The organism is Achromobacter sp. RTa, from assembly GCF_000757485.1.
Taxonomy (GTDB): domain Bacteria; phylum Pseudomonadota; class Gammaproteobacteria; order Burkholderiales; family Burkholderiaceae_B; genus Achromobacter.
In genome coordinates, this window is the sequence record NZ_JPYO01000042.1 from 18,527 (window position 1) to 45,430 (window position 26,904).

Here is a 26,904-nt window from a genome sequence, read left to right on the forward strand (position 1 = left end):
TGTGGAACCGCGCCACGGAGCCATGGCGCTAGCGCGTGACGCGCATCCGCGAGGCCGCCGGAAGTTGGCGCCGCCTTCCCCGGCGCTTGCGCCACCAGATCATCACGCCGGTCACCGAAAGGGCCGCCACCGCCAGGCCCGTCGCCAGGGCCAGCAGGCGATAAGGCAGGCCGAATACGTGCGCCATGTGCAGCGCGCCCAGCCAATTGCTGAACGTGTCGCCGGCCGCGCCGCGCGTCGGCAGATAGATGCCGCGGCGCTCGCCGCTGGCCGCGTCAATGAGTATCCCCGTGTTGCCGACCCGGCTGCGCAGGTCCGCATCGCTATGCGCGAGATAACCGTAGAGCCCGCGGCGGCGATCCAGCATCAGCATTTCCTCGCCATCGACCGTGAAGCCGCGTTCGCGCGCCAAGACCGCCATTTCCGCGCGCGCGGCCGCGTGGGCCTCGCGCCAGTCCAGGCCCGGCTCGGCGATGGGACGCGGCAGCACGGGGGCCTCGCGCCAGGACGTATCGAACGGAAGAATCGCCGACATCAGCGGCTGGTACACCTGGGCGCGCAGGTTGAACATGACGCTGGACCAGGCATAGACCAGCAACAGCGCCCATAGCCACAGGCTGAAGGCCCGATGCACGTCCAGCGTAATGCGCGCCGCGCCCGCCCCGCGTTTGATCAGCCAGGCGGGTTTCCATCCCCGCCAGAATCCGCCGCGCCGCGCGCCCCGCGTGGGCAGGGTCAGGTAGAAGCCCGCGAAGCAATCCAGCGTCCAGACCAGGGCGATGACGCCAAAGAGCAGCCTTCCCCAGATGCCCGGCAACGCCAGCTCGCAATGGATGCGGTAAAGCATCGGAATCAAATCCTGCCGCGCCAGGGAAAGCCTGCCTTCCTGGCGCACGCCCAGGACCGCGCCCGAATAGGGATCCACATAGGCATGCGTCGCGGCCAATGGCAAGGGCCGGCCGCTCGCCGCATCCAGCCTGGGCGCCAGGCGCAACGACACCGAATGCCCCGGCTCGCGGCGCAGCGGCAACTGATCGACGCGGGCCCAGGGCAGTTGCCGCTGCACGGCCTCGCGCAAGGCGTACGGATCCATCATCGGGCCGCCGCCGGCAGGCGGCGCCGCTCGCATCAGGGCCGGATTGAGCCACGCGTCCAGCTCTTCCTCGAACACCAGAACGGCGCCCGTCAGGCCGGCTATGAAAAGGAACAGGGCCGTGGCCAAGCCCGCCCAGCGATGCAGGCGGACCCAGAACTGGCGCGGGCCGGCGCTCATGAGTCGCAACGCGGCGTCAATACTTGGCGCGCAGGGTCAGCATGAACGCCCGCGGCTCTCCAAAAACGTTCTGCGAGCGCGGCGAACTGATGGTCTGGTAGAACTTGCGGTCGAACAGATTGGTCACATTCAGGGCCGCGTCCAGGTGGCGGTTGATCTCGTAGCCCAGCTTCAGGTCCACGGTGGCGTAGCCGCCCTGCTGCAGCCGGGCGCCGTTGTACTGCGGGAAAGCCACGTAAGTGCTGCTTTGCACGTTGACGCCTGCGCCCACCGTGTACTGGTTCCATTGCCCCGGCAAGCGGTAATCGGTCCACAGCCGCAGGAGATGGCGGGGCGCCACCGCGGTCACGTTGGAGTCGTAGGTGGCGCTCTGGTCCACGCGGGTCTGGAGCCAGGTATAGCCGGCATACACGTTCCAGCCCGGACTCACCTGGCCGCTGAGCTGCAGTTCGATGCCGCGGTTGCGGGTCTTGCCATTGGCCACGTACACCGTGGTGGAATCGGGCGCCAGCGTCGCGCGGTTTTCGTCGCGCACCTGGAACGCGGCCAGCGATGCATTGAGCGCGCCGCCGAAGAACTCGCCCTTCACGCCCGCTTCGACCTGCTTGCCCGTCAGGGGTTCGAGCATGTCGCCGCTGGCGGTCGTGTAGCCGTTCTGCGGCGCGAACACCTCCGAGTAGCTCGCGTACAAGGTGTAGCTATCGTTCAGGTCATAGAGCAGGCCCACATTGGGCGTGAACTTGCCGTCATAGCTTGCGTCCTGCGATTTCTCGCCGGCCAGGTTGCGCTGCGTGGAATCGAGGTCCCACCAGCTCAGCCGGCCGCCTGCAACCAGCGTGAGCGGGTCCGCCAGGCTTAGCCGCAGATTGGTGTAGACGCCCCACTGCCGCGTGCGCGCATCGTTGCCGTTGTTGAAGGCGTAGTCGAGCCGGGCGAAATCCGATTGCGGACGCGTGATGTCGATCCAGGGCGCCCAGTTCGGCGTGGGGTACTCCCATTCATTGTGGAAGCGCGAATCGGTGAAGTTCGCGCCTACCGTCACGTGGTGTTCGCGGCCGAACAGGCGCACGGGCCCGTCGGCGTAGGCATCGTAGGAAGACTGGCGCTGGCGGGTCGGCCCCTTGGCCGACATGAGCCGGATCAGGTCATTGCCGGTATCCGCCGGCCCCCATGCGTACGCTTGCTCGCGATCGAGTTCGTTCTCCGCGTAGCGGCCCGCCAGTTTCGCCGTCCAGCCGTTCTCCAGCCGGTGTTCGAGATCGGCATACACCTCGGTCGAGGTGAACTGGTCCCGGTTCCAGTCCGCCCCCAGAAAGGTCGACCGCTTGATGTCGGCAAGGGAGAAACGCGGCTGGCCGCCCGGCCCGTAGCTCACGTAGGCGGGAATCGACCACATGGAGGCATGGATGTCCCGTTCCTGGCGCCCGCCTCCGACGGTCAGCGTCGTGCGGGGCGTGAAGTCGTAGGCCAGCGCGCCGTACAGCACCGAGTGCTGCTCGTTGGTCTTGTCGTAGAAGAAGCGGCGGTCCTGGTAGACGCCCACGAGCCTGCCCCGCAACGAACCGTCGTCGTTCAGGCTTCCGGTCAGGTCGATCTGGCTGCGGTAGTTGTCCCAGGACCCGGCGGAGACGCTGCCATCGAAGCCGAACTCGCGTTGCGGCCGCTTGTGCACAAGGTTGATGGCGCCTCCCAGGCCGCTGGCGCCGTTGTACAGGCCGGCGGGCCCCTTCAGCACTTCGACGCGGTCGTAGACCGCCAGGTCGCTGGACGAAAGCATGCGCCAGTCGTACTGCGTCGGAATCCCGTCGATCTGGTAGGACGTGATGTCGAAGCCGCGCGAATGGAAGATGGAACGGCTGTTGTCGCGGCGCTCTACCGTGACTCCCGGCGTATTCTGCATCGCATCGTCGAGCGTCTGCATGGCTTGCTGCACGATGCGGTCCTGCGTGATGACGCTGACGGACTGCGGAATCTGGCGCTGCGTGAGCGCCGATTTGGAGCCGACGGTGGTGGCCGGGTTGTAGCGTTCCGCCAGCTCGGATTCGCCGGTCACCGTAACGGGCGCGAGCGTGCTGACCGCGCCCGCCGGCCGCAACGCATAGTGGCGCGCGCCGATCTTATCGGCCACCAGCCCCGAGCCGGCCAGCAGCGCGGCAAAGCCTTCCCCGACCGTATAGTCGCCGTCCAGCGCGGGCGCCTGGCGGCCGGCCACCAGCGATGGATCGAACGATAGCGTGACGCGCCTTGCGCCGGCGTACTGGTTGAGCGCGGCCTCCAGCGAAGCGCCGGACTGGCTATGGGCGCTGCGCCCTTCGGCCTGGGCATGGGCTGCCGCGGGCAGGGCTGCGCCCAACAGGGCGCACAAAGCAAGGCGCGCGGGCAGGCTGCGGTGATACGGCTTGGCAAGAATGGGCATGGCGCGGGGCATTCCAGGTTCAGACAGAAAGGGGTTTATTCCTATGTCGAACGAGGCCGGCAAAACCCGTAAAGCGCCGCCAGAAAAACTTTCCCTCCCGCCCACGCCGGCTTCAGGCCGCCACGACCCGCGTGAGATACCGGGTGTAGCGCGTGACCCGCACCGGCAGCGCATGCGCCAGCGTATCCAGGGCGGCGGGCACGTCATCCAGCTGGAACACGCCCGACACCCGCAACGCGGCGACCACAGGGTCGCAATGGGTCCAGCCGCGCTGATAGCGCGCCAGTTCCGCCACGAAGTCGCCCAGGCGCATGCCTCGCACCGCGAGCACGCCCTCCACCCATGCGCCCGCATCGGCAACGGCCGGCGCCGTGTCCATGGCGCGGTCGCTGACCAGGTAGCGTCCTCCTGCCTGCGCCTCGCCGGCGGCGCCGAGCCGCGGCTCGACCCGCAAGCTGCCGCGCTGCACGGACAGGGAGGTGGCGCCGTCGAGCTGGCGCAAGGCGAAACGCGCGGCATGCGCAGTGAAACTGGCCTCGCGGCTACGCACGGTCCAGGGCGCTCCGCCAGCCGCCCCGGTGTCCAGGAGCATTTCGCCGGCCATCAGCGTCAGATCGCGCATGGCCGCCTGGTTCACCGCGGTATCGGTATCCAGCCAGAGCCGCGCTCCGCCGGCAAGCGCGTACTGGCGCCGCTCGCCCACCGCCGTGCGGAAATCGGCTCCCCAGCGCCGCCAGGCGTCGTCATGCAGCGCGCCCGCCAGGCCCGCGCCGGCCGCACCGGCTCCCAGCATGGCCAGCACCCTACGCCGGCTCAGCGCGGGCGCGGCGCGCAAGGCGCCCGCCGCCGGAGGCGCCGCCACGGCCCCCAAGTCATCCTCGATGGCCTGCAGCTGGCGCCAGACCCGCTCATGTTCCGCGCTGGCCTGGCGCCAGCGCCGGCAGGCTTCGCGCATGGCCTCGTCGGCGCGGCCGGAATTCAGGCGCACGCTCCAGGAGATCGCTTCATGCAGCACCGCCTGCGATGCCCGCTCAGCCATAGCGCACCTCGTAACAGTGGCGGATCGCCGCCGCCATGTACTTCTCGACGGAGCTCAGCGACACGCCCATCGAGCGCGCGATGTCGGGGTAGGTCATGCCATCCAGCCTGGACATCAGAAAGGCCGTCCGCGCCCGCTTGCCGAGGCCGTCGAGCATGCGGTCGACCCGGCACAGCGTTTCGATCAGGATGGCGCGCGATTCAGGCGACGGCGCCTGCGGCTCGGGCAGGCAGGCCAGCTCATCGAGATAGGCGCGTTCCAGCCTGCGCCGCCGTATCTGGTCGACGGCCAGCCCGTGGGCCAGCGTGCTCAGGTAGGCGCGCGGCTCGCGCAACTGGTCGGCGCAGTCCGGCGCCGCCAAAAGGCGTTGGAATGTGTCCTGGGCGATGTCCGCCGCGTCGTGGCCGCAACCCAGCTTCTTGCGCAGCCATCCCACAAGCCAACGATGATGGTCCACATAGAGTACGCGCACGTTTTCGTGGCCTTGCGCGCAAGCCAGGCTGGAGGTCATGAAAGAACCGCGTCGATGAGCAAATGTTATTGAGAATCTTTCTTATTCTATCAATATTGCCGGAATGCCCACCCGGGGTTTACCCGGCGTCCCCGCACAGCGCGGACGCCCGCCGTTGCGCCAATGCAATGCAGATCATCCCTATAGGACGGCAGGTTGCCTTGCCGTACGATAGCCGGCAGATCCAGCGCCGGCCGAGGACGGCCCCGCGCCTCACCGCAACCGGGACACGACCAGGAGCCGCGCATGCAAGGCAATCCATCCATCCGCCTGATGGCGGGCATCGCCATGGCCTTCATGGCGCATGGCGCCTACGCCGCCACCACCTTGACGATGGCCACCGAGTATCCGGCCACCTCCATGCCCGGCCAAGGCGTATCCACCTTCGCGGAGCTGGTCCGCGCGAAGACAGCCGGCTCGGTGCTCATCGACGCCAGCTACGATGCCGCCAAGGGCATCAAGTCCGGGGACATGATCGACGCGGTGGAGGCCCGCAAGGTGGACGCGGGCGACGCCTTCGCCGGCGCCCTCGCCACGAAGTACCCCTTGTTCGGCGTGTCCTCCCTGCCCTTCCTGGCGGACTCGCTGTCCAAGGCCCGCAATCTCAACAAGGCCGCGCGCCCCGCCTATGAAAAGCTGCTGGCGGCGCACGGGCAGAAGCTGCTCTACACCACGCCCTGGCCGGCCTCCGGCATCTGGTCCAAGCAGAAGATCGACGGCGTCGCGGCCTTGAAGAGCCTTAGCATCCGCACCTATGACGCCACGTCGCAGAACGTGATGCAGAAAGCGGGCGCCCGCGCCCAGAACATTTCCTTTGCCGACGCCATGCCGCTGATCGCCAAGGGCGAAGTGAACGCCGTGCTGTCGTCGGGCGACGGCGGCGCGGGCCGCAAGCTATGGGAGCACTTGCCCAACTTCGCCGAGATCAACTACGCCATGCCCATCTCGATCGCGACGATGAACCTGCAGGCCTACCAGGCCCTGGACGCGCGCACGCGCCGCGCCATCGACCAGGCTGCGGCGCAGACCGAAACCGAACAATGGAAGCGGATCGACGGCCGGCTGCAGCAGAACTACGCCAACATGCGCAAGAACGGCGTGGCGATCAACACCGCCGTGCCGCTGCCCGTGCGCAAGGCGCTGAAGGACGCGGCGTCGGACTCGGTGGCAGCCTGGAAGGCCGCCGTCGGGCCCGAGGCCGACGCCATCCTGAAGCAGGCGGGCAAGAAGCGCTAGGCCGTCCGGCGGCATCCGGAGGCGGGAGCGCCCGCCCCCTTAGTTGTCGCCGGATAGATCGAAGAGGCTGGTCGCGTCCAGTTCCAGCACGCCTTCATCGTGCTGGTTGTAGACCGTCCAGGCCCACGTGATGATGCCCAGGTCGGGGCGCGACGAGGATGTGCGCACGCCCTGCACCCGCGCTTCCAGGCGCAGTGTATCGCCGGGGCGCACGGGGGTGCGCCAGCGCACTTCGCCCAGGCCGGGCGAGCCGAAGGATTCGGAATCGTGCAGCGCCGCCTCCACCGCCATGCGCATGGCCAGCGCGCAGGTGTGCCAGCCGCTGGCGATCAGCCCGCCCCACCGGCCTTCGGAGGCGCGCTGGGGATCGGTGTGGAACCACTGGGGATCGTACTTGCGTGCAAACTCCAGGATCTCCGCTTCCGTCACGGTGACCGGACCGGCCTTGATGAGCATGCCGTCTTTGAAATCGGCGAACTTCATGTTGTGGATTTCCCCCCGCAGTGCGATCGGCGCGCCACCGCGCGCCGACCGTCGCTCATGTTTCCAGATCGGATGTTCCGGATCAATAGGTCTCGAAGTGCAGGCGCCCTTCGCGGCGCAGCGCATCATGCAGGATAGACCAATCCTGGCCCGATTGCACCGTCACGTCGCGCAATGCGTCCAGCACGCCCGTTTCCATGCCCTTCAAGCCGCAGACGTAGATGCAGGTATTGCGGTCCGCCAACAGTTCGAGCACCTTGGCCGCGCGGTCTCGGATCAGGTCCTGGACGTAGCGCTTGGGCTGGCCCGCCTCGCGCGACAGCGCCAGGTTGATGTCGATGAAATCAGGGGGAAGTTTCATCAACGGGCCGAAATACGGCAGTTCGCGCTCGGTGCGCGCGCCGAAGAACAGCATGAGCTTGCCATTGTCGCCGGACTCGATGCGCCGGCGGCAACGCTCCGTCATGGCGCGCATGGGAGCCGATCCGGTACCCGTGCAGATCATGATGAGGTTGGCCTTGGGATGATTGGGCATCAGGAAGGTGTGGCCGAACGGCCCGATCACCTGGACCTTGTCGTTCTTGACCAGGTCGCACAGGTAGTTCGAGCACACGCCGTGGGCGGCCGCGCCGGCGTGGTCCTCGGTAACGCGCTTGACCGTCAGCGAAAGGTTGTTGTAGCCGGCCCGCTCGCCATCGCGCGGGCTGGCCAGCGAATACTGGCGCGCATGATGCGGCCGGCCCTGCGCGTCCAGGCCGGGCGGCAGGACGCCGATGGACTGCCCCTCCAGCACGGGAAACGGCAGCTCGCCGAAATCCAGGACGATATGGTGGATGTCGCTGTCGGTGTCGGCGCCTGTTACCCGGTAGTTGCCGACGACGGTGGCCGTCATGGGCGTCTTGTGCGTATACAGGTTGACGTAGGGATGGGCGGCGGACCAGGGCGGCACCGCCGCGCCCGGAGCGGCCGCGAGTTGCGGCGCGCCGGGCGCGGCCACGGCCGCTTCCGCCCCGGTGGCTTCGGGCGGCGCCTGCTCCGGCGGCAGCTCCTCCCAGCCCAGCTGATCGTGCACGGAATGGGCCTCGGCGCGCGCCACCAGCCGCCAGTTGTCGATGGCGCCCGTGGGACACGGCGGCACGCAGGCCATGCAGCCATTGCAGATTTCCGGGTCCACGACGTAATTGTTGGCGTCGTGGGTGATCGCGTCTATCGGACAGGTTTCTTCGCAAGTGTTGCAGCGGATGCAGATCTCGGGATCGATGAGATGCTGCTTCAGGACTTCTGCTGGTAAGGGAGCGTTCATCGCGGTCTTCCCCATGCTCCGGTAGGCGGCCGCCGGCGCGGCCGCCGCCCCGCTTTAGTTGAAACGGACGTACTCGAAATTCACCGGCTGGCGATTGATGCCCATGACCGGCGGCGCGATCCAGTTGGCGAACTTTCCCGGCTCTGTGACGCGACCCATCAACGACGCGACGAAGGCGCGGTCCTCGGGAGTGGGCAGCCACTTGTGACGGTTGGCCTGCCACTGCGATTCGGAGAGGATGTCGCCTTCTGGAGACATCCTGATGCCCGCCAGCGTGCCGATCTGGCGATTGAACGCCTTGTGCGGCACTTGCAGCCGGAACGGGATGCCGCTCTTTTCGATGACCTTGTTCCAGCGCCCGATGCCCGCGACCGAATCGCGGATGAAATCGTCGCGCAGGACCTCGTTCAAGGCATTCAGCATCGGCACCTCGGCCTCGCCCAGCTTGCCGTTCTCCACCGTCAACACGCGATAGGTATCGTTCTTCAATTGGTGGTCGTCGGTACGCTTGCCTTCTTCGTAGCGCCCCTTCAGGCCCGAACTGTAGAAGATCGCCGCGTTGGAGGATTGGTCGGCGCCGAACAGGTCGATGGTGACGCTGTAGTGGAAATTCAGGTAGCGCTGGATGGTGGGCAGGTCGATAACGCCCGCCGCGCGCACGCTTTCCGGGTCATCGGTCTTCAGCTGGTTCATCACTTCGCAGGTGCGCTGGATGACGCGCGAGATGCCCGATTCGCCCACGAACATGTGATGCGCCTCTTCGGTCAGCATGAACTTGGTGGTGCGCGCCAGCGGGTCGAAGCCCGACTCCGCCAAGGCGCACAACTGGAACTTGCCGTCGCGGTCGGTGAAGTAGGTGAACATGTAGAACGCCAGCCAATCGGGCGTTTTTTCGTTGAACGCTCCGAGGATGCGCGGATTGTCGGCATCGCCCGAGCTGCGCTGCAGCAACGCGTCGGCCTCTTCGCGTCCGTCGCGGCCGAAGTAGCGATGCAGCAGGTAGACCATGGCCCACAGGTGGCGGCCTTCCTCGACGTTGATCTGGAACAGGTTGCGCAGGTCGTACTGCGACGGCGCGGTAAGGCCCAGGTGACGCTGCTGCTCGATCGAGGCCGGCTCGGTATCGCCCTGTGTCACGATGATGCGGCGCAGGTTGGCGCGGTGTTCGCCCGGCACGTCCTGCCAGGCGTCGCGCCCCATGTTCTCGCCGAAATGGATCTTGCGCTGGCCGTCCTGCGGCGCCAAGAAGATACCCCAGCGGTAGTCCGGCATCTTCACGTGATCGAAATGCGCCCAGCCGTCGGGCTGCACGCTGACCGCCGTGCGCAGGTAGACGTCGAAGCCATGCGAACCGTCGGGCCCCATGTCCTGCCACCACTGCAGGTAGTTGGGCTGCCAATGTTCCAGCGCGCGCTGCAGCGTGCGGTCGCCGGCAAGATTGACGTTATTGGGGATCTTGTCGGTGTAGTTGATTCCGGACATTGTCTCGCTCCTGTTCGTTGCTTATGGGCCGCAAGGCGCGGCGTTGCGGGTCGTCAGACCCGGTTCCAGTCGAATGCCGCCTGCTCGCCCTTGCCGTAAAGCTTGAGCGCGCCCTTGTCGCCAGCTGCGTTCGGGCGGTTGAAGATCCAGTTCTGCCAGGCGGTCAGGCGGCCGAAGATCCGGGTCTCCATCGTTTCCCTGCCGCCGAAGCGCAGGTTGGCCTCCAGGCCCGTCAATGCGTCGGGCGACAGGGCGCGGCGCTCTTCCAGCATCATGCGCACCTCGTCGTCCCAATCGATGCTGTCGGGCGCGTACGTGACCAGCCCCAGTTCCAGCGCTTCGGTGGCCGGCAGTTGCTGGCCTGCGCGCGCGCGCACCGCTTCCAGGGGGGGTTGCTCGTCGTAGAAACGGCGCTGCAGCCGGCTCTGGCCATTGACCATTGGATAGGCGCCGAAATTGCGTTCGCCCACGACGATCCGGGCGGGCGCCGCTTCGTCTTCGCTGTCCAGCATGTAGCTGCGGTCGGCGGCCAGCGCCACTTCGAGCAGGGTGCCGGCAAAGCAGGACCCCGGCTCGATCAGCGCAAACAGGCTGCGGGACGTGACGTCCAGGCGCGCCAGCGTGCGGCGGAGCATGCCGGCCGTTTCGCGCACGAACCAATGGCCCGCGTGCCGTTCGAGCGCGGCGTCGGCGGCCAGGACGCGGTCCGCCTCGCCTTCGGTCTTGAAAATCCAGGTGCCGATATCCAATTCGTTGGTGCGCATGGACAGGATCGCGTCATCCAGTTCGCGCGCCATCTGCAGCGGCCACCAGGCCGCTCCGGCCGCCAGGATTTCCGCGAGCTCGGTTGGCACGTCGCCGTCGGGCGCGCGCAGCGTCCAGACGGCTTGGCGTTTTTCGCGGTCGATCCGGATGTCAACGTAGCGGTAGGACAGGCCGTCGGCGCTTTCCGCGCGCTGCACCGGCGTCAGCGCGATGCCCCGCTCGCCCGCCGGCCGGTCGCTGCCTTGCGCCAGCGCCTGAGCGCGTTCGCGCACGGCCTCCTCGAAGCGGGCCGGCTTGACCACCTCGTCCACCAGCCGCCAGTCCTTGGCCCGCTGGCCGCGCACGCCTTCCACCAAGGTGCAGAAGATGTCGGCGTGGTCGTGGCGCACGCGGCGCTTGTCGGTCACTCGGGTCAGGCCGCCGGTGCCCGGCAGCACCCCCAGGAGCGGCACCTCGGGCAGCGCCACGGAAGAGGAGCGGTCGTCGATCAGCACGATCTCGTCGCAGGCCAGCGCCAGCTCGTAGCCGCCCCCGGCGCAGGCGCCGTTGAGCGCGGCGACGAATTTCAGGCCGCTGTGGCGGCTGGAATCCTCGATGCCGTTGCGGGTCTCGTTGGTGAACTTGCAGAAGTTCACCTTCCAGGCGTGCGAGGACAGTCCCAGCATGAAGATATTGGCGCCCGAACAGAAGATGCGTTCCTTCATGCTGGTCACCACCACCGTGCGCACTTCGGGATGCTCGAAGCGGATGCGCTGCAAGGCGTCGTGCAATTCGATATCGACGCCCAGGTCGTAGGAATTCAGCTTCAGTTTGTAGCCGGGGCGCAATCCGCCGTCCTCGGCGACATCCATCGCCAGGGTGGCGACCGCGCCGTCGAACGTCAGGCGCCAATGGCGGTACTGCCCGGGGTCGGTCCGGAAATCCACCCGGTTGAGAGTGCTGCTCATCTGTGTCTCCTTGCACGCCTAAACAGGAAAAATACTGCATAACATGAATTATTATGCAGATTACTGGCGAAAAAAATCCCCGTCAAGCGGGGACATGCAAAAAACTTCCTGTCGGCGGCGCCAGGCCCGCGCCGCACCCGGCTACAGCGGAAGGCCGCAAGCCTTGCGCACCTGCGTGCGCAGGCCCGCGAAGCTCTCCTTCACGTCCAGGTTGCTGGTGACCCAGGTCAGGTCGGCCTTGGCGTAGAAGGCTTCGCGCCCCGCCAGGATGCGCTTCAGATCGGCCATCGCCTCGTTGTTGCCCGACATGGGACGGAAGTCGCCCTGCGCCATGACGCGGCCCATGTGCTCTTCGGGAGTGGCGCGCAGCCATACCGTGTAGCAATGCGCCAGCAGCAGATTCAGGGTCGCCGGCTCGGACACCAGGCCGCCCGGGGTGGCCAGGACCATTTCCGGGTAGATCTGCACGGCCTCTTCCAGCGCCCGCCGTTCGTAGCGGCGGTAGGCATTGGGGCCGTACAGATTGTGGATCTCCAGGATGCTGCACCCCGCCACACGCTCGATCTCGCGGTTCAGCTCCACAAAGGGGTAGCCCAGGTCGTCCGCCAGCATCTGCCCCAACGTGGACTTGCCCGCGCCGCGCAGGCCGATCAAGGCCACGCGCTGGGTGCGGTTGGGCCGCTGGGCGCCTGCCCCCACTCCGAACAGCTGGGTCAGCGCCTCGCGCGCGCGCTGCAGGTCGGACTCGGTCCGGCCGCTGAGCAACTCCCTGATCAGCAGCCAATCCGGCGATTCCGTGGTGACGTCGCCGACCAGCTCGGCCAGCGCGCAGTTGAATGCCTTGGCGATCTGCAACAGCACGAGGATCGACGCATTGCCCACCCCATGCTCAAGATTCGCCAGGTGGCGCTCCGACACGCCGGTCACCTGCGACAGGCTCTTGCGGGTCATGCCGCGTATGGCCCGCAGGCGGCGCACCCGCTCGCCCAATGCCACGAGAAAAGCTTCCCGCCGAGGTTCGGTTGGCGCCGCGTCTAGCGCTTGATTCATGTTCTGGCTGACTCCGCAAAAACCCTGATAGTCGTTGATTTATGCACTATAGTGCTTGACCCAAATCAATGGAAGCACTATTTTTCCTTAAATGAATTCAACTGCCGGTCAGATGCACGAAAACAGCAGTGGAGTGCATTTCGCTTCAAAAGCGCCGACAAGTGTAAAGGAGGAGCCCCGGTGAGCACGCCAGATCGATTCCATGCCCTGATGCGCGACGTCGCGCGACTGACGGCCGGCCACGGCCTGGACGCCGGCCTGCAGGCCAAGCTGAATCTGGAGGCCGGCCCGGGCAGCGCGCTGTTCCAGGACATCTTCGCCGCCTGTAGGCAGGGCGTGGCCGATGGCTGGATGTGCAGCCGCGAAGGCGGCGGCATCCGCTATGGCCGCGTCATCAAGCCCGCGCCCGACCTGGCCGACTGCTCGGTGGACGTCGTGGACATGGACAGCCTCGCCGGCCCGCAGCATGCGCATCCCAATGGCGAGATCGACATGATCATGCCGCTGACCGAAGGCGCCCGCTTCGACGGCCACGGCGCCGGCTGGCTGGTCTACGGCCCGGGCAGCGCGCACCGCCCGACCGTGACCGGCGGCCGCGCCCTGGTGCTGTACCTGCTGCCCGGCGGCGCCATCGATTTCGCTCGTCCCTAGCGCCCGCCGACGCCCCCGCTTTCCAGAAAAATACGGGCGCGGCATCCGCCCACCAGGACACCAGGACACCAGGAGACAACCGTGAACATCTGTCCCGCCGAACTCAACTTCGCCAGCCACCTGGCGGCGCTCAATGCCCCGCGCGCCGCCAAGCCCGCCTATATCGACGATACGCGCCAGCTCACCTATGGCGAGCTGGCGGAGCGGGTGGCCCGGCTGGGCGGCGTCCTGCGCGACCTGGGCCTGCGGCGCGAAGAGCGCATCCTGCTGCTGATGCAGGACACGGCCGACTGGCCCGTCGTGTTCCTGGGCGCGCTGCACGCCGGCGTGGTCCCCGTCGCCGTCAACACCCTGCTGACCGCCGATGACTACGCCTACATCATCGGGCACAGCCGCGTGCGGGCGGTGTTCGTCTCGGGCGCGCTGCTGCCCACCGTGCAGGCCGCGCTGAAGCAGGCAGGCGCCGACGTGGAACACCTGGTCGTATCCCAGCCCGCCGGCCCCCTGCCCGCCGGCGCGTTCGAGTTCGAAGCCCTGCTGGCGTCCGCGCCGATTGCGCCCGCCGCGCGCACGCTGTCCGACGAGATCGCCTTCTGGCTGTATTCCTCCGGTTCCACCGGCAAGCCGAAGGGGGTGGTCCACACCCACGGCAACCTGTGGCACACCGCCGAACTCTATGCCAAGCCGGTGCTCGGCATCCGCGAGGACGACGTCGTGTTCTCGGCCGCCAAGCTCTTCTTCGCCTACGGCCTGGGCAACGGCCTGACCTTCCCCCTGTCGGTCGGCGCAACCGTCGTGCTGATGAGCGAACGCCCAACCCCGCAAGCCGTCTTCCAGCGCCTCACCCGGCACCGGCCGACGGTGTTCTATGGCGTGCCCACGCTCTACGCCAGCATGCTGGCCTCGCCCGAGCTGCCGCCGCGCGACCAGGTCGGCTTGCGCGTCTGTACGTCGGCCGGCGAAGCCCTGCCCCGAGACATCGGCGAACGCTTCACGCGGCATTTCGGTTGCGACATCCTGGACGGAATCGGATCCACCGAAATGCTGCACATCTTCATTTCCAACCAGGCCGGGCAACTGCGCTACGGCACCACCGGCAAGCCGGTGCCCGGATACGAAGTGCAGCTACGCGATGAGAACGGCGCGCCCGTGCAGCCTGGCGCCATCGGCGACCTCTATATCAAGGGGCCGAGCGCGGCCCTGATGTACTGGAACAACCGCGACAAGACGCGCCAGTGCTTCCTGGGCGACTGGCTCAAGAGCGGCGACAAATACACCTGCGACGCCGACGGCTACTACACCTACGCGGGGCGCAGCGACGACATGATCAAGGTCAGCGGGCAGTATGTTTCGCCCGTGGAGGTCGAGAACATCCTGGTGCAGCACGAAGCGGTGCTGGAAGCCGCGGTGATCGGTGTGCCGGACCACGACGGGCTGGTGAAGACCAAGGCCTACGTGGTGCTGCGTCCGGGCTTCGAGCCCGATGCCCGGACAGGCGCCGCGCTCCAGACCTACGTAAAGCAACACCTGGCTCCTTTCAAGTATCCGCGCCAGATCGACTTCACCGACGAACTGCCCAAGACCGCCACCGGGAAGATCCAGCGCTTCCGGCTCAGGCAGCTGGAAGAGGCCTCGCTATGAACCGCCGCTCCGCGGCCGGGACCGTCTACGCCGACGTCCATGCGCTGGGGCGCGACATGCGCCTGGAATGCCTATGGATAGATTCCCCGCGCCCCGGGGCCCCGCTGCTGGTCTTCCTGCACGAAGGACTGGGATCGGTATCCATGTGGAAAGACTGGCCGCGGCAGCTGTGCGAGGCGGCCGGATGCCGCGGGCTGGTGTATTCGCGCTACGGGTATGGCCAGTCGACGCCGCGGCCGCCGCAGGAAAAATGGCCGGTGGACTTCATGCACGGCCAGGCGCGCGAAGTGCTGCCAGCCCTGCTCCGGGCGCTGGGCGTGGACGCCCGGCAAGACAAGCCGGTGCTCTTCGGCCACAGCGACGGCGGCTCGATCGCCCTGCTGTACGCGGCGATGCATCCGGACGCCGTCTCCGGCATCGTGGTCGCCGCTCCGCACATCCTCATCGAGGACGTGACGGTATCCAGCATCGAAGAGGCGCGGCGGGCCTACCAGGAAACGGACCTGCGCGCCCGGCTGGGACGCCACCACGCGGATGCGGATTCCGCCTTCTGGGGCTGGAACGACGTCTGGCTCGATCCCGCGTTCCGCGCCTGGAACATCGAGGAATACCTGCCCCGGATCGCCTGTCCCGTGCTGGCCATCCAGGGCGTGGACGATGAATACGGCACGCTCGCCCAGATACGCGGCATACGCCGCCTCGCCCCCCAGACCGAATTGCTCGAGATCTCGGACTGCCGTCATTCGCCGCACAAGGACCAGCCCGCCCGCGTCATCCAGGCCGTCGCCGCTTTCGTCGGTGGACTGGAATCCCACCGCTGACCTCGCGTCGGCCCATAACAAGCACGGAGACAAACCATGAACCACGCCCTGACCCGGACCGCGCTCGCCGCGGCCCTGATGATCGCCGCTGGCGGCGCGCAGGCGGCCGACAAGCTCAAGGTCGGCTTCATGCTGCCCTACAGCGGCACCTACGCCGCGCTGGGCAACGCCATCGAGAACGGTTTCAAGCTGTACGTCGCCGAACAGGGCGGCAAGCTGGGCGGACGCGAGATCGAGTACTTCAAGGTGGACGACGAGTCCAATCCCGCCAAGGCCGCCGAGAACGCCAACCGCCTGATCAAGCGCGACCAGGTCGACGTGCTGATCGGCACGGTGCACTCGGGCGTGGCGATGGCGCTGGCGAAGGCCGCCAAGGATGCCGACACCACCCTGATCGTCACGAATGCCGGCGCCAATGCCATCACCGGCCCGCTTTGCGGCCCCGGCATCTTCCGCACCTCGTTCACCAACTGGCAGCCCGCCTATGCCATGGGGCCGGTGGCGTACGGCAAGGGCCACAAGACGGCCGTCACCATCACGTGGAAGTACGCCGCGGGCGACGAAGCCATCGGCGGCTTCAAGGAAGGTTTCGAGAAGGCCGGCGGCAAGGTCGTGAAGGAATTGAGCCTGCCCTTCCCCAACGTGGAATTCCAGCCGCTCCTGACCGAGATCGCCGCGCTCAAGCCCGACATGGTGTTCACTTTCTTCGCCGGCGGCGGCGCCGTGAAGTTCGTGCAGGACTACCATGCCGCCGGCCTGGACAAGAGCATTCCGCTGTACGGCTCGGGCTTTCTCACCGACGGCACGCTGCAGGCCCAGGGTGAATCCGCCCAGGGCCTGCTCACCACCCTGCACTATGCGGACGGCTTGAACACGCCTCGCGACAACGCCTTCCGCGCCGATTACGCCAAGGCCTACAAGGCGCAGCCGGACGTCTATGCCGTGCAGGGCTATGACGCTGCGCAACTGATGCAATCGGGCCTGGCCGCGGTCAAGGGCGACTTCGGCAAGAAGGACGATTTCCGCAAGGCCATGCGCGGCGCCACCGTGGACAGCCCGCGAGGCCCCTTCACGCTGTCGGCCGCCGGCAACCCCGTGCAGGACATCTATCTGCGCCGCGTCGACGGCCTGGAGAACAAAGTCGTCGATGTCGCCGTGAAGAAGCTGGCCGACCCCGCCCGCGGCTGCAAGCTCTGACGCTGACCGCACTCCGCCACAGGGAGGTCCCATGGACTTCAGCATCCTGCTCATCCAGAGCCTGAACGCCTTCCAGTACGGCTTGCTGCTGTTCCTGGTGGCCAGCGGCCTGACGCTGATCTTCGGCATCATGGGCATCATCAATCTTGCCCACGGCAGCTTCTACATGATCGGCGCCTACATGGCCTTCGCGCTGGGGCCGGCGGTGGACCGATGGCTGGGCGGCGGCTTCCTGGCCACGCTGGCCGTGTGCGTGGCGGCCGCCGCCGTGCTGGGCTACCTGCTGGAGGCGGCCTTCTTCAGCTACCTGTACCGGCGCAACCACCTGCAACAGGTGCTGATGACCTACGGCCTGATCCTGGTCTTCGAGGAGCTGCGCAGCATCCTGGTGGGCAACGACGTGCATGGCGTGCCGCTGCCTTCATGGCTGCAGGGCAGCATTTCGCTGGGCGGCGTCATGACCTATCCGGTGTACCGGCTGTTCATCTCGGCGGTCGGCATCGCGGTGGCGCTGCTGCTGTACTGGGTCATCTCGCGCACCCGGCTGGGCATGATGCTGCGGGCGGGCTCCAGCAACCGCGAAATGACAGCCTCCCTCGGCATCGACGTCAACAAGCTCTATCGCCTGGTGTTCGCCGCGGGCGTGGCGCTGGCGGCGCTGGCCGGCAGCATCGCGGCGCCCGTCTCGTCCGTCTATCCCGGCATGGGCAACAGCGTGCTCATCATCTGCTTCGTGGTCGTCGTGATCGGCGGGATCGGCTCGGTCCGCGGCGCATTTCTGGCCGCAATGCTGGTGGGCGTGGTCGAGACCTTCGGCCAGGTGCTGTTCCCGGCCGCGGCGGGGGTGCTGGTGTACCTGCTGATGGCGTTCATTCTTCTTTGCAAGCCCGAAGGGCTGTTCAAGCAGGGCTGAAAATGTTGAACCGACTACTTCCCGTCGCGGCGCTGCTGGCCCTGGCCGCGTTTTCCTGGAGCGGCAGCGACTACTACACGGGCCTGGCAATCAAACTCATGATCTACGCGATCTTCGCGCTGAGCCTGCAATTGCTGGTGGGCGGCGCGGGGCTGGTCAGCCTGGGCCATGCCGCCTTCTTCGGCATCGGCGCCTATGCCGCGGCGCTGCTGTCGCCCGAATCGGAGGCGGCCAGCCTGTGGCTGCTGCTGCCGGCCGCGGTGCTGGCTGCGGCGGCCTATGCCGCCGTGACAGGCGCGCTGGCGCTGCGCACGCGCGGCGTGTATTTCATCATGGTCACGCTGGCCTTTTCGCAGATGGCGTACTACGTGTTCCACGACACCGATATCGGCGGCGGCAGCGACGGCATCTACCTGTATTTCCGGCCCGAATTGTCGCTGGGCGGCTGGCTGCCCTTCGACCTGGGGAACGCACGCAGTTTCTATTTCTTCGTGCTGGCCTGGCTGGCGGCGGCCTGGGGCTTCCTGGCCCTGTTGCGGCGCTCTCCGTTCGGCGCGGCGCTGGCCGGCATCCGCATCAACGAACAGCGCATGCGCGCCGCCGGCTACTCGACCTATCCCTATAAGCTCGCCGCCTACGTCATCGGCGCCGCGCTGGCCAGCATCGCCGGCTTCCTGTTCGCGCTGAAGGACGGCTTCGTCACGCCCGAGCTGCTGGCCTGGGAGCAATCCGGGCTGGTCCTGCTGATGGTGATCCTGGGCGGCATGGGCAGCCTGGGCGGGGCGGTGCTGGGCACCGTGGCGCTGGTGCTGCTGCAAGAGCTGTTCCAATCGCAGGCGCTGATGGGCGATTATGCGCGCCACTGGCACCTGCCGCTGGGCATCGCCATCATTGCGCTCGTGGCCCTGCTGCCCAACGGCCTGGCCGGGCTGCCCGCGCAGTTGCGCCGGCGCCGGACCGCCCGCGCCGCCTCGGCGCCCGACGCCGCGGCAGCCAGCCTCAAGCCCGCCCCCGCGCGCCTGCCCATCCAAGGAGAGCACCATGTCTGAAGTCCTGCTTGCCGCCAGCGCGGTCACGCGCCGCTTCGGCGGCCTGACGGCCGTCAACGGCGTGTCGCTGGACCTGCGGCGGGGCCAGGTGCATGCCGTCATCGGCACCAACGGCGCGGGCAAGTCCACCCTGATCAACATCCTGTCGGGCGAGCTGGCGCCCAGCAGCGGCCAAGTCATGCTGGACGGGCGCGACGTCACCGCGTGGCGCCAGCCCGAGCGGGCCCGCGCCGGCCTGGGCCGCAGCTACCAGCGGTCGACCATCTTTCCCGAATTGAGCGTGTTCGAGAACTGCAGGCTGGCCGCCCAGGCGCGGCGCCAGCGGTTCTGGCACTGGTGGCGGCCCGCCTCGGACTGCCGCCGCAGCGCGGAACTGGCGCGGCATGCGCTGGACTGCACCGGGCTGGCCGGCGATGCGGCGCGCGAGGCCGGGCTGCTGTCCCATGGCCGCAAGCGCCAGCTTGAAATCGCCATGTGCCTGGCGGGCGAACCTCAGGTGTTGCTGCTGGACGAACCGCTGGCCGGGATGGGCCCGGAGGAAACCGACCGCATCCTCGCGCTTTTGCAGGCGCTGAAATCCGGCCACGCCATCCTGCTGGTCGAGCACGACATGGACGCCGTCTTCCGCGTGGCGGAAACCATCACCGTCATGGTCAACGGCACCGCCATCGCCAGCGGCGCCCCCCGGGAAATCCGCGCCAACGCCGAGGTACGGACCGCCTACCTGGGCGAAGAGATGCGGGGAGACCCCAGATGAACACGCTGATCGAAGCCGGCGGCCTGCATGTGTACTACGGAGCCAGCCACGTGCTGCGCGGCGTCGACATGCATATCGCCCCCGGCGAATCCGTCGGGCTGGTGGGCCGCAACGGCATGGGCAAGACCACCTTGATACGCAGCCTGGTCGGGCAGGTGAAAAGCGCGCGGGGCAGCGTGCGCGTCGACGGCCGCGACTGCACGCGCGCGCGGCCGCATGCGATCGCCCGGCTGGGCGTGGCCTACGTCCCCGAGGGCCGCGGGATCTTCCCCAACCTGAACGTGCGCGAAAACCTGCTGGTGGCGGCGCGTCCCGGCAGGCTCGGCCGCAAGGACTGGACCTACGAACGCGTGCTGGATACGTTCCCGCGCTTGCAGGAACGGCTGGGGCACGGCGGGCAGCAGCTTTCGGGCGGTGAGCAGCAGATGCTGGCCATCGGCCGGGCGCTGATGACCAATCCGGAACTGCTGATCCTGGACGAGGCCACCGAGGGCCTGGCGCCGCTGATCGTGGCGGAGATATGGCGGATCATCCGCCAGATCCGCGCAGGAGGCATGTCCACCCTGATCGTCGACCGCAACTACCGCGCGGTCCTGGAGCATACCGACCGCTGCCTGGTCATGGAAAAAGGCCTGATCGTGCAGGACGGCGACAGCGCCTCGCTGGCCCGCCACCCCGAACAATTGACCAGGCACCTGGGCGTTTAGCCCAGGGTGGGCGTTTAGCCCAGGGTGGGCGTTTAGCCCAGGATGGGCATTCAGCCCAGGGTGGGCGTTCAGCCCAGGGCGCGCCTTAGCTCAGCGGCGGGCTCCCTCCAGCACGCTCACGGTTTCGCCGTCCAGGGCGACGCACACGTCGGCGCCCTGGCGCAGGCCCGGATCGCGCCCCGCGCCGGCAACGCACTCCAGGTACAGCGGCGTGCCCCGAGGCGTGCGCAGCAGATAGTTCAGCAGGTTGCCTCCGTAGCCGACGGCTTCCACCCTCGCCTGCAGGCCTGGCTGCCCCGCCGGCGCCAGCCGCAGCTTGTGCGGCCGCACCACGAGGCTCACGTTGTCTCCCGCGGCGCAGGCCGGCACCGGGCCGGGAATCCGGATGACTCCTCCCTCATAGTCCACCGCCACTTCCTCCTGCCCCACGGCGCGGACGGTGCCCTGCAGCACGTTGCTGCGGCCCAGGAACTCGGCCACGAACAGGCTTGCGGGCCGTTCATAGAGCTCCGACGGCGAACCGATCTGCGCGATGCGGCCCTGGTTGAAGATGACGATGCGGTCGGACATCGACAGCGCCTCTTCCTGATCGTGCGTGACATACAGGAACGACGCGCCCGATTCCTTGTTCAGCTTGCGAAGCTCCCATTGCAGATCGGCGCGCAGTTTCTTGTCCAGCGCCGAAAGAGGTTCGTCCAGCAGCAATGCGTCGGGCCGGTAGACCAGGGCGCGGGCCAACGCCACGCGCTGCTGCTGCCCCCCGGAAAGCTGCCTGGGATAACGTCCGGCATATGCGCCCAGCTGCACCTGCTCCAATGCCGCCCGCGCGCGGGCGCGCGCCTCGCTGCCCGCCACCCCGCGTATGGACAGCGGAAACCTGACGTTCTGCTCCACGGTCATGTGGGGAAACAGCGCATAGCCCTGGAACACCATGCCGAAGCCCCGGTCTTCGGGCGGGCGGCGGGTGATCGGAGCGCCACGGTGGTAGATCTCGCCCGCGCTCGGCGTGACGAAGCCAGCGATCGACATCAAGGTCGTCGTCTTGCCGGACCCCGAAGGGCCCAGCAGCGTCAGGAATTCACCCGGGGCCAGCGAAAAATCGATGCCGTCCAGCGCCGCCGTCGAACCGAACAGCTTGCGCAGTCCCTGCACCCGCAAGAGCGGCGCAACCGAAGAATGAGCTGAATTCATGAGGACTCCCGCTTTTCTTTCCGGTGCGCGAGCAGGCGCTCCACGCACAGGCAAATGAAGGTGATCAAGATCATCAGGGTGGCCACGGCAGCGATCGTGGGATCCACGTTTTCGTTGATTCCGTCCCACATCGCCCGCGGCAACAGATAGACGTTGCGCGTCGTGATGAACAGCAGGACGACCAGTTCATCCCACGACACGATGAACGCGAAGATGGCGCCCGAAACAATGCCCGGACGGATGCCCGGCAGCGTGATTCGTGACAGCACCTGCAAGGGCCGCGCGCCCATCGAACGCGCGGCCTGCTCCAGCCGCGGATCGAAATTGGCCAGCGCGGATCCCACCGACACGAAGACGAAAGGCGTGGCCGCGACCACATGGGCGAGCACCACGCCCGTGTACGTGTCGAGCAGCCCCAAGTCGATATACAGGCGGTAGTACGCCAGCGCTCCCACGATGGTGGGAACGATGAGGGGCAGCAAGGCCAGCATGCGCACCAGGCCGCCCAGCCGCGCGCCCAGCTTCCAGGCGCCGATGGCGGCGGCGCAGCCCAGGCTGGTAGCGGCCAGCGTGGACACCGCCGACACGGCGATGCTTTGCAGCAGGCTGTCGCGCCAGACCGGACTTTCCACCAGTTGCCGGTAATGCTGCAACGACCATGAATCCGCCGGAAACGAAAGATAGCTACGGTCGGTGAACGACACGGGTATCACCACCAGCGCCGGCAGGAACAGATACGCCAGCACCAGCACCGCGCACACCGCCGCGCCTGCGAACCACCAGGATGGACGTATGCTCATGGCGCACCGAACAGGGAAGGAACGCGCACACAGCGCGACATCAGGACCAGGCTCAGCACCACCGCGGCGAGCAAGGCGCTTGCGAATGCCGTGGAAATCCCCCAGTTCATGGTTTCGCTGATGCCGAACTCGATGTATTGGGCCACCATCACGGTCTTGCCGCCGCCCAGCAGGGCCGGAGTAATGAAGAAGCCGAGGCAGAAAATGAAGACGAGCACTGCCGCCGCCAGCACGCCCGGCAGGGACAGCGGGAGGTACACGCGCAGGAACGTGCGCACGGGTCCGGCTCCCAGCGCCCGGGACGCCGCCATCAGGGAACGGTCCATGCCCAGCATATTGGTCAGCATCGGCAGCACCGCGTATGGGATCATGTAATGCACCATGCCGATCAGCACGCCGGTTTCGTTGCGCAGGAGAGCCAGAGGCCGGTCGACCATTCCCAGCGCCATGAGCGTCGCGTTGACCACGCCTTCCCTGGACAACAGCAATACCCAGGCGAATGCCCGGACCAGCACCGACAGCCAGAACGGCACCAGCAGGCAGATCGTCATCCAGCTGCGCACGTGCGCAGGCACGTTGGCCATGACGTAGGCCACGACGTAGCCCAGCACCAGGGCGATCAAGGTCGTCCAGATGCATATCCTGGCGGTGGTCGCCATGATCTTGAGATAGAGCGGCTGCGTGAACAGCGCCACGTAATTGCCGATGCCGGGCACGGGCTCCGTGAAGCTGATCGCCAGGATGCGCAAGACCGGCAACAGGAAAAGCCCCCCAACCAGCAACACCACGGGCAAGACCAGCGCGACGGGTAGCGAACGCTGCATGATTCAGTCCTCCTCGGGAAGTTCGTCCGCCCAGGACGCAAGCGGCGACCGGAAGGCGACGCGCCCGCCGACCACCGTCGCGCGCACCTCCGTTTCGCGGATCGCGTCGGCGGGGATGCCGTACAGGTCCCGGTCCAGCACGATCAGATCGGCCAGCTTGCCCGGGGCCAGCGAGCCCTTGGATCCCGCCTGCCGTTCGGCGATGGCGGGATTGACGGTATAGCAACGCATGGCTTCGTCCACCGAGATCGCCTGTGCGGCGCCGATCTCGGCGCCCGACGCGGTCTTGCGCGTGACCATGGACCACATGCCGAGAAACGGATTGCGGTCGCAGACCGGGGCGTCCGAATGCCCGCAGACCAGCACGCCCCTGTCCAGCATGTCGCGATGGGGCCAGAGCCACGGCCAATCGGAAGCGGGCCGATTGCGCAAATAGGCATCGCCCAGGTTGTAGGCGAAACCGGCCGCCGAAGAGTCGATCACGCCCAGCTTCGCCATGCGTTGCTGGATGGAGGGCGGCGCGCAGCAGCAATGCTCGATGCGCGGGGGGACGGCGCCGGGATGCGCGGCCATGGCCTTCTCGAACGCATCCAGCGCGAAATCGATGCCGCGGTCGCCGTTTCCGGTTGCGGCCGCCTGCAGGCCCGCACCCATGACCCGGCCGACCTTGAATGCGAGCTCGTCGGCCGAGAAATTCACATCGCCGAACTCGGGCGGTTCCCTCCCGGCGCCGGCATGCGCCGCATAAGGCTCGTAGTACGCGGCTGTGCGGCCGCTGGTGCTGCCGTCCGATCCGTACTCGACGCCCAGCAGGCGCAGGTACTCGTCGCCATCGCCGAAGCGGGCGCCGGAATGCAGGACTTCGTCGACCAGCGCCTCGTCGCGCCCGTTGAGCATCATGCCCACGCGCACCCGCAAGCCGCCCGCGGCATGCAGGCGCCGATAGGCCTGCATGGCCAGGCCGCTGGTCAGCGCGTTGTGCACGCTGGTGATGCCCAGCCTGGCCATCTCCCCGAAGATCGCCGGATAGCCGCCCAGATAATCTTCGATCCGGTCGCCCGCCGCGATATGCGTGGTGAACGCAAACACGCCCCGGCCGCGAGCCATGCCCGCCTGCTCGTTCAGGCAGCGATCGGGCACCGAGCGCGTGAGGCCGCTGGCCTTCAGAGCCTCGAATGCGGCCAGGCTGCCCACGCCGACCTGCGCGTCGCGCCGCAGCAGGAATACCGCGCGCCCGGGCGCCGCGGCATCCAGCGCCGAGCGCAGGGGATAGCCGCCGATATCGTTTTCGTCGAGGCGGAAGCCCAGGTACCAGGCGCCCGCGGGCGCCTTGCGATGAAACGCCGCAATGCGTTCGAGCAGAACGGCCTGGGCGGAGATTCCCGACAGGTCGTCCCAGCGCCCCGCCTTCACCGCCTGCCCGTCCGGATGGCAGTGGCTGTCGTTGATGCCCGGCATGGCGAACGCTCCCGCCAGTCCGACTCGGGCGGTGCCGGGGCCGGCCAGCGCCAGGCAATCAGCGTCGGTCCCTGCTCCGATGATCCGGCCGCCGCGTATCGCCAGCGCCTGCACCACGCCCAGGGAAGCATCCAGCGTGGCGATACGGCCGCCATGCAATACCATATCCGCGTATGCGCTCATGCTGCCCGCTCAACCGGTGATCACTTTGACGTACTCGTTATAGATGCGGTCCTGGTTGTCGCCATGCCAGGTCGCGTTGGCCACGATCTGCTGCTTGAAATTCTCGTCGTCCGTGGGATTGTCCTTGCGCAATTCGGGCGGCACCAGCGCGCTGGCCGCGGGATTGGCAGGGCCATTGCCCATGAGCCGGAGCAACTCGATCTGGCTCTCCGGGGACTGGGTGGACGCGATGAAGTCGAATACCTTGCGTCCCGCGGGGTTGCCCTTGGGCACCAGCCAGCCCGCCGGGATCAGGATGCCCTGGTTCCAGGTGAAATCGATGCTGGAGCCGGGCTCCCGGCGCATCACCACCGCACGGGTGTGCCACATCAGGCCCATCGTGGCCTCGCCCTGCCGCAACAGTTGCTGGCTCTCCGCCCCGGTCTTCCAGAAAATGGCGTGTTCCTTGATCGCGGCGATCTTGTCCAGCGCGCGCTTTTCATCGATGGGGTAGATCTTGCTGGCGTCCGCGGGCACGCCGTCCGCCATCAACGCGGCCTCGAGCGAGGCCAGCACGCGGTCCGGCAAAATGCGCGTTCCGGGAAAATCCTTGGTGTTCCAGAAGTCGGCCCAGGTCTTGGGAACGCGGTCGCCAAAGGCTTTCTTATCGTAGGCCAGGACGAAGCTGTAGATGAAATGCGAAACCCCGTACTCGCTGCTGAATCCCGGGCGGACCTTGTTCCGGTCCACGATCGAATAATCGATCGGCTCCAGATAGCCCCGCTTGCCCAGCGAATGCGCCGCCGCGAGATTGGCGTCGCATACGTCCCACACCACGTTCCTGGATTCCACCATGGTGCGGATCTTGCCGAAAGAAGGCCCGGTTCCGTCGAACTCCACCTTGGTGCCCGTGGCCTTTTCAAACGGCTTTCCCCAGACGGTGGGCTGGTGCTTGATGGCGTCTCCGCCCCAATTGCAGACCACGATCTTCCCTGCGTCCGCATGCGCGCGGCGCAGCGGCAGCATGGCGGATACGCCCGCGGCGCCCAACAAGGCCAGGAGCTGGCGCCTGCGCGCGGAAGACAGCGTGGGATCGCTCAGCGCAAGGCGCGCCGCATCGGTCATGCAAGGATCTTGCGTGGGCATCTTCATCTGCTGGCTCCGGAAGGAATCGAAGGAGCAGGCATGATGACGACGCGGTTTCTTTCATGCAATATATGAGTTTTGCACCTATCCGGACTTCCCCTAGGCGCCTTCCCTCATGAGCCCTCGCGCGCATCTCGGCCTGAGCAGATCCCACGAATTGCGCGAACCCAGTTTCGCGCAGCTGGGCGTCTTCAATGCAATCATGATTTCAGGCTCCGTATCGCGCGCGGCAAAGCTGCTGGGCATGACGCAATCGGCCGCGAGCAAGATGCTGCGCCAACTGGAGGACGACACTGGCCTGGTGCTGTTCGAACGCACCCACCAGCGCCTCGTTCCCACTCCGCAGGCGCTGCAACTGCACGAAAGCGTCGAACACCTCTACGGCTCGTACGGCGTGGTCCAGCGGCTGATCGGCAGCCTCGCCAACCCCGACCATGGCAACGTGACCGTGGCGGCCATTCCCACGCAGGCCGCGACCTTTCTTCCCGAAGCCGTGAAGCGGCTGCGCGCACGGCATCCCGGCATCACCGTCACGCTGGAGATCCTTGCCAACCAGCCCATCGTCGAGCGCGTGCTGAACGGGCAGGCGGATTTCGGCCTGGTGCATGACCTCACCGCGTCGCCCGACACCCACAATGAAGACCTCGGGCCTCAGCACCTGGTCTGCGTGGCGGCCCGCGGCCACCGCTTTGCCGGCCACGAGCACGTCACCGCGCAGGACCTCAAGTCCGAGACTTTCCTGTCCTACGGGCCGCAAACGAATTTCGGAAGCTTCCTGGAAATCGCATTCACCGAGGCGGGCCTGCACATGCCGGTATCGGTGGAGGTCACCTCGTCGGCGGCGCTGCTGGCGCTGATACGGGCCGGCGTAGGGGTCGGCCTGGTGGAACCCGCGGCGATCGCTCCTTTTCCGCTGGATCAGTTCGTGATCAGGCCCTTTCGCCCCAGCCTGCTCATTCACTCGCGCATCGTGCGCTCGCGGATACGGCCGCTGACGCGCCACGCGGAATTGCTGCTTGAGGAATACCGCGCCGTCGTCACCGCGCCCCAGCCCGAGTATTTCCTGGCCTGAGGCGCGGAGC

The 26,904-nt window shown here is 67.1% G+C and carries 24 protein-coding genes; 10 read left to right on the forward strand and 14 right to left on the reverse strand.

The features are described from left to right. Nucleotides 1–28: 28 nt before the first annotated feature. The 4 genes from JL37_RS17730 to JL37_RS17745 all read right to left on the reverse strand — a co-directional run bounded on the left by JL37_RS17730 (nucleotide 29) and on the right by JL37_RS17745 (nucleotide 5,239). Nucleotides 29–1,273, reverse strand: a complete 1,245-nt coding sequence (locus JL37_RS17730) for a PepSY domain-containing protein (RefSeq protein WP_043545881.1) — start codon at nucleotides 1,271–1,273, stop codon at nucleotides 29–31. Nucleotides 1,274–1,289: 16 nt separating this feature from the next. Beyond that, a complete protein-coding gene (locus JL37_RS17735) occupies nucleotides 1,290–3,689 on the reverse strand; it encodes a TonB-dependent receptor (protein WP_043546967.1) in 2,400 nt (799 codons plus the stop codon). 112 nt (nucleotides 3,690–3,801) lie between these two features. Continuing rightward, complete coding sequence (locus tag JL37_RS17740) at nucleotides 3,802–4,728, reverse strand: FecR domain-containing protein (protein WP_043545882.1); 927 nt, start codon at nucleotides 4,726–4,728, stop codon at nucleotides 3,802–3,804. Beyond that, nucleotides 4,721–5,239: a sigma-70 family RNA polymerase sigma factor gene (locus JL37_RS17745; protein WP_081955108.1), complete on the reverse strand. Its 519-nt coding sequence runs from the start codon at nucleotides 5,237–5,239 to the stop codon at nucleotides 4,721–4,723. Before JL37_RS17745 ends, JL37_RS17740 begins: the two co-directional genes overlap by 8 nt. Nucleotides 5,240–5,485: 246 nt before the next feature. On the opposite strand from JL37_RS17745, the gene JL37_RS17750 reads away from it, so the two are divergent. Further along, nucleotides 5,486–6,475, forward strand: coding sequence for a TRAP transporter substrate-binding protein (locus JL37_RS17750; RefSeq protein ID WP_043545883.1), 990 nt, complete (start codon nucleotides 5,486–5,488; stop codon nucleotides 6,473–6,475). 39 nt (nucleotides 6,476–6,514) lie between these two features. On the opposite strand, the gene JL37_RS17755 is transcribed toward JL37_RS17750, so the two are convergent. The 5 genes from JL37_RS17755 to JL37_RS17775 all read right to left on the reverse strand — a co-directional run bounded on the left by JL37_RS17755 (nucleotide 6,515) and on the right by JL37_RS17775 (nucleotide 12,505). Next, the gene (locus tag JL37_RS17755) at nucleotides 6,515–6,958 is read right to left on the reverse strand and encodes a MaoC family dehydratase (RefSeq protein ID WP_043545884.1); all 444 of its coding nucleotides are present in this window, start codon (nucleotides 6,956–6,958) and stop codon (nucleotides 6,515–6,517) included. Nucleotides 6,959–7,040: 82 nt separating this feature from the next. Beyond that, nucleotides 7,041–8,261: a benzoyl-CoA 2,3-epoxidase subunit BoxA gene (gene boxA / locus JL37_RS17760; RefSeq protein ID WP_043545885.1), complete on the reverse strand. Its 1,221-nt coding sequence runs from the start codon at nucleotides 8,259–8,261 to the stop codon at nucleotides 7,041–7,043. A gap of 54 nt (nucleotides 8,262–8,315) precedes the next feature. Then, complete coding sequence (gene boxB, locus JL37_RS17765; RefSeq protein WP_043545887.1) at nucleotides 8,316–9,743, reverse strand: benzoyl-CoA 2,3-epoxidase subunit BoxB; 1,428 nt, start codon at nucleotides 9,741–9,743, stop codon at nucleotides 8,316–8,318. Between the two features lie 53 nt (nucleotides 9,744–9,796). Further along, nucleotides 9,797–11,455: a 2,3-epoxybenzoyl-CoA dihydrolase gene (boxC, locus tag JL37_RS17770; protein WP_043545888.1), complete on the reverse strand. Its 1,659-nt coding sequence runs from the start codon at nucleotides 11,453–11,455 to the stop codon at nucleotides 9,797–9,799. 141 nt (nucleotides 11,456–11,596) lie between these two features. Then, nucleotides 11,597–12,505 carry a helix-turn-helix transcriptional regulator gene (locus JL37_RS17775; protein WP_043545890.1) on the reverse strand — a complete coding sequence of 303 codons (909 nt, stop codon included), beginning with the start codon at nucleotides 12,503–12,505 and terminating at the stop codon, nucleotides 11,597–11,599. A 180-nt stretch (nucleotides 12,506–12,685) separates the two neighbouring features. Between JL37_RS17775 and JL37_RS17780 the strand changes: the two genes are divergently transcribed. From JL37_RS17780 to JL37_RS17815, 8 genes are all read left to right on the forward strand, one after another. Beyond that, nucleotides 12,686–13,156: a DUF4863 family protein gene (locus JL37_RS17780; RefSeq protein ID WP_043545892.1), complete on the forward strand. Its 471-nt coding sequence runs from the start codon at nucleotides 12,686–12,688 to the stop codon at nucleotides 13,154–13,156. An 81-nt stretch (nucleotides 13,157–13,237) separates the two neighbouring features. After that, nucleotides 13,238–14,797, forward strand: coding sequence for a benzoate-CoA ligase family protein (locus tag JL37_RS17785; protein WP_043545893.1), 1,560 nt, complete (start codon nucleotides 13,238–13,240; stop codon nucleotides 14,795–14,797). Beyond that, nucleotides 14,794–15,618, forward strand: coding sequence for an alpha/beta fold hydrolase (locus tag JL37_RS17790; RefSeq protein ID WP_043545894.1), 825 nt, complete (start codon nucleotides 14,794–14,796; stop codon nucleotides 15,616–15,618). The genes JL37_RS17785 and JL37_RS17790 overlap by 4 nt, the downstream gene beginning before the upstream one ends. A gap of 36 nt (nucleotides 15,619–15,654) precedes the next feature. Further along, complete coding sequence (locus JL37_RS17795) at nucleotides 15,655–16,815, forward strand: ABC transporter substrate-binding protein (RefSeq protein ID WP_043545895.1); 1,161 nt, start codon at nucleotides 15,655–15,657, stop codon at nucleotides 16,813–16,815. A gap of 31 nt (nucleotides 16,816–16,846) precedes the next feature. Beyond that, nucleotides 16,847–17,728, forward strand: coding sequence for a branched-chain amino acid ABC transporter permease (locus JL37_RS17800; RefSeq protein WP_043545898.1), 882 nt, complete (start codon nucleotides 16,847–16,849; stop codon nucleotides 17,726–17,728). 2 nt (nucleotides 17,729–17,730) lie between these two features. Further along, entirely contained in the window at nucleotides 17,731–18,777 is a 1,047-nt protein-coding gene (locus tag JL37_RS17805) for a branched-chain amino acid ABC transporter permease (RefSeq protein ID WP_052097340.1), read from the forward strand. Next, nucleotides 18,770–19,534, forward strand: a complete 765-nt coding sequence (locus tag JL37_RS17810) for an ABC transporter ATP-binding protein (protein ID WP_043545900.1) — start codon at nucleotides 18,770–18,772, stop codon at nucleotides 19,532–19,534. Before JL37_RS17805 ends, JL37_RS17810 begins: the two co-directional genes overlap by 8 nt. Beyond that, nucleotides 19,531–20,241, forward strand: a complete 711-nt coding sequence (locus tag JL37_RS17815; RefSeq protein WP_043545901.1) for an ABC transporter ATP-binding protein — start codon at nucleotides 19,531–19,533, stop codon at nucleotides 20,239–20,241. The genes JL37_RS17810 and JL37_RS17815 overlap by 4 nt, the downstream gene beginning before the upstream one ends. 90 nt (nucleotides 20,242–20,331) lie before the next feature. Here the strand turns inward: JL37_RS17815 and JL37_RS17820 are convergent, their stop codons facing one another. Genes JL37_RS17820 through JL37_RS17840 form a run of 5 tightly spaced genes read right to left on the reverse strand, consistent with a single transcriptional unit; the run spans nucleotide 20,332 to nucleotide 25,828 of the window. Further along, the gene (locus JL37_RS17820) at nucleotides 20,332–21,432 is read right to left on the reverse strand and encodes an ABC transporter ATP-binding protein (protein ID WP_043545903.1); all 1,101 of its coding nucleotides are present in this window, start codon (nucleotides 21,430–21,432) and stop codon (nucleotides 20,332–20,334) included. Continuing rightward, nucleotides 21,429–22,232, reverse strand: coding sequence for an ABC transporter permease (locus JL37_RS17825; RefSeq protein ID WP_043545904.1), 804 nt, complete (start codon nucleotides 22,230–22,232; stop codon nucleotides 21,429–21,431). The genes JL37_RS17820 and JL37_RS17825 overlap by 4 nt, the downstream gene beginning before the upstream one ends. Further along, nucleotides 22,229–23,056, reverse strand: coding sequence for an ABC transporter permease (locus JL37_RS17830; protein WP_043545905.1), 828 nt, complete (start codon nucleotides 23,054–23,056; stop codon nucleotides 22,229–22,231). The genes JL37_RS17825 and JL37_RS17830 overlap by 4 nt, the downstream gene beginning before the upstream one ends. Before the next feature lie 3 nt (nucleotides 23,057–23,059). After that, on the reverse strand, nucleotides 23,060–24,697 hold the full coding sequence (locus JL37_RS17835; RefSeq protein WP_043545906.1) for an amidohydrolase: 1,638 nt from the start codon (nucleotides 24,695–24,697) through the stop codon (nucleotides 23,060–23,062). Between the two features lie 9 nt (nucleotides 24,698–24,706). Continuing rightward, the gene (locus tag JL37_RS17840) at nucleotides 24,707–25,828 is read right to left on the reverse strand and encodes an ABC transporter substrate-binding protein (RefSeq protein ID WP_043545909.1); all 1,122 of its coding nucleotides are present in this window, start codon (nucleotides 25,826–25,828) and stop codon (nucleotides 24,707–24,709) included. Nucleotides 25,829–25,937: 109 nt separating this feature from the next. Here JL37_RS17840 and JL37_RS17845 point away from each other — a divergent pair, with 109 nt between their 5' ends. After that, nucleotides 25,938–26,894 (forward strand): LysR family transcriptional regulator, encoded by a 957-nt coding sequence (locus tag JL37_RS17845; RefSeq protein ID WP_043545910.1) that lies wholly within the window; start codon nucleotides 25,938–25,940, stop codon nucleotides 26,892–26,894. The last annotated feature ends 10 nt before the right edge of the window (nucleotides 26,895–26,904 follow it).

Coding starts and splice junctions, on each gene's coding strand:
- JL37_RS17730 (WP_043545881.1), bottom strand. CDS start 1,273: ATGAGCGCCGGCCCGCGCCAGTTCTGGGTCCGCCTGCATCGCTGGGCG.
- JL37_RS17735 (WP_043546967.1), bottom strand. CDS start 3,689: ATGCCCATTCTTGCCAAGCCGTATCACCGCAGCCTGCCCGCGCGCCTT.
- JL37_RS17740 (WP_043545882.1), bottom strand. CDS start 4,728: ATGGCTGAGCGGGCATCGCAGGCGGTGCTGCATGAAGCGATCTCCTGG.
- JL37_RS17745 (WP_081955108.1), bottom strand. CDS start 5,239: ATGACCTCCAGCCTGGCTTGCGCGCAAGGCCACGAAAACGTGCGCGTA.
- JL37_RS17750 (WP_043545883.1), top strand. CDS start 5,486: ATGCAAGGCAATCCATCCATCCGCCTGATGGCGGGCATCGCCATGGCC.
- JL37_RS17755 (WP_043545884.1), bottom strand. CDS start 6,958: ATGAAGTTCGCCGATTTCAAAGACGGCATGCTCATCAAGGCCGGTCCG.
- boxA (WP_043545885.1), bottom strand. CDS start 8,261: ATGAACGCTCCCTTACCAGCAGAAGTCCTGAAGCAGCATCTCATCGAT.
- boxB (WP_043545887.1), bottom strand. CDS start 9,743: ATGTCCGGAATCAACTACACCGACAAGATCCCCAATAACGTCAATCTT.
- boxC (WP_043545888.1), bottom strand. CDS start 11,455: ATGAGCAGCACTCTCAACCGGGTGGATTTCCGGACCGACCCCGGGCAG.
- JL37_RS17775 (WP_043545890.1), bottom strand. CDS start 12,505: ATGAATCAAGCGCTAGACGCGGCGCCAACCGAACCTCGGCGGGAAGCT.
- JL37_RS17790 (WP_043545894.1), top strand. CDS start 14,794: ATGAACCGCCGCTCCGCGGCCGGGACCGTCTACGCCGACGTCCATGCG.
- JL37_RS17795 (WP_043545895.1), top strand. CDS start 15,655: ATGAACCACGCCCTGACCCGGACCGCGCTCGCCGCGGCCCTGATGATC.
- JL37_RS17800 (WP_043545898.1), top strand. CDS start 16,847: ATGGACTTCAGCATCCTGCTCATCCAGAGCCTGAACGCCTTCCAGTAC.
- JL37_RS17805 (WP_052097340.1), top strand. CDS start 17,731: ATGTTGAACCGACTACTTCCCGTCGCGGCGCTGCTGGCCCTGGCCGCG.
- JL37_RS17810 (WP_043545900.1), top strand. CDS start 18,770: ATGTCTGAAGTCCTGCTTGCCGCCAGCGCGGTCACGCGCCGCTTCGGC.
- JL37_RS17815 (WP_043545901.1), top strand. CDS start 19,531: ATGAACACGCTGATCGAAGCCGGCGGCCTGCATGTGTACTACGGAGCC.
- JL37_RS17820 (WP_043545903.1), bottom strand. CDS start 21,432: ATGAATTCAGCTCATTCTTCGGTTGCGCCGCTCTTGCGGGTGCAGGGA.
- JL37_RS17825 (WP_043545904.1), bottom strand. CDS start 22,232: ATGAGCATACGTCCATCCTGGTGGTTCGCAGGCGCGGCGGTGTGCGCG.
- JL37_RS17830 (WP_043545905.1), bottom strand. CDS start 23,056: ATGCAGCGTTCGCTACCCGTCGCGCTGGTCTTGCCCGTGGTGTTGCTG.
- JL37_RS17835 (WP_043545906.1), bottom strand. CDS start 24,697: ATGAGCGCATACGCGGATATGGTATTGCATGGCGGCCGTATCGCCACG.
- JL37_RS17840 (WP_043545909.1), bottom strand. CDS start 25,828: ATGAAGATGCCCACGCAAGATCCTTGCATGACCGATGCGGCGCGCCTT.
- JL37_RS17845 (WP_043545910.1), top strand. CDS start 25,938: ATGAGCCCTCGCGCGCATCTCGGCCTGAGCAGATCCCACGAATTGCGC.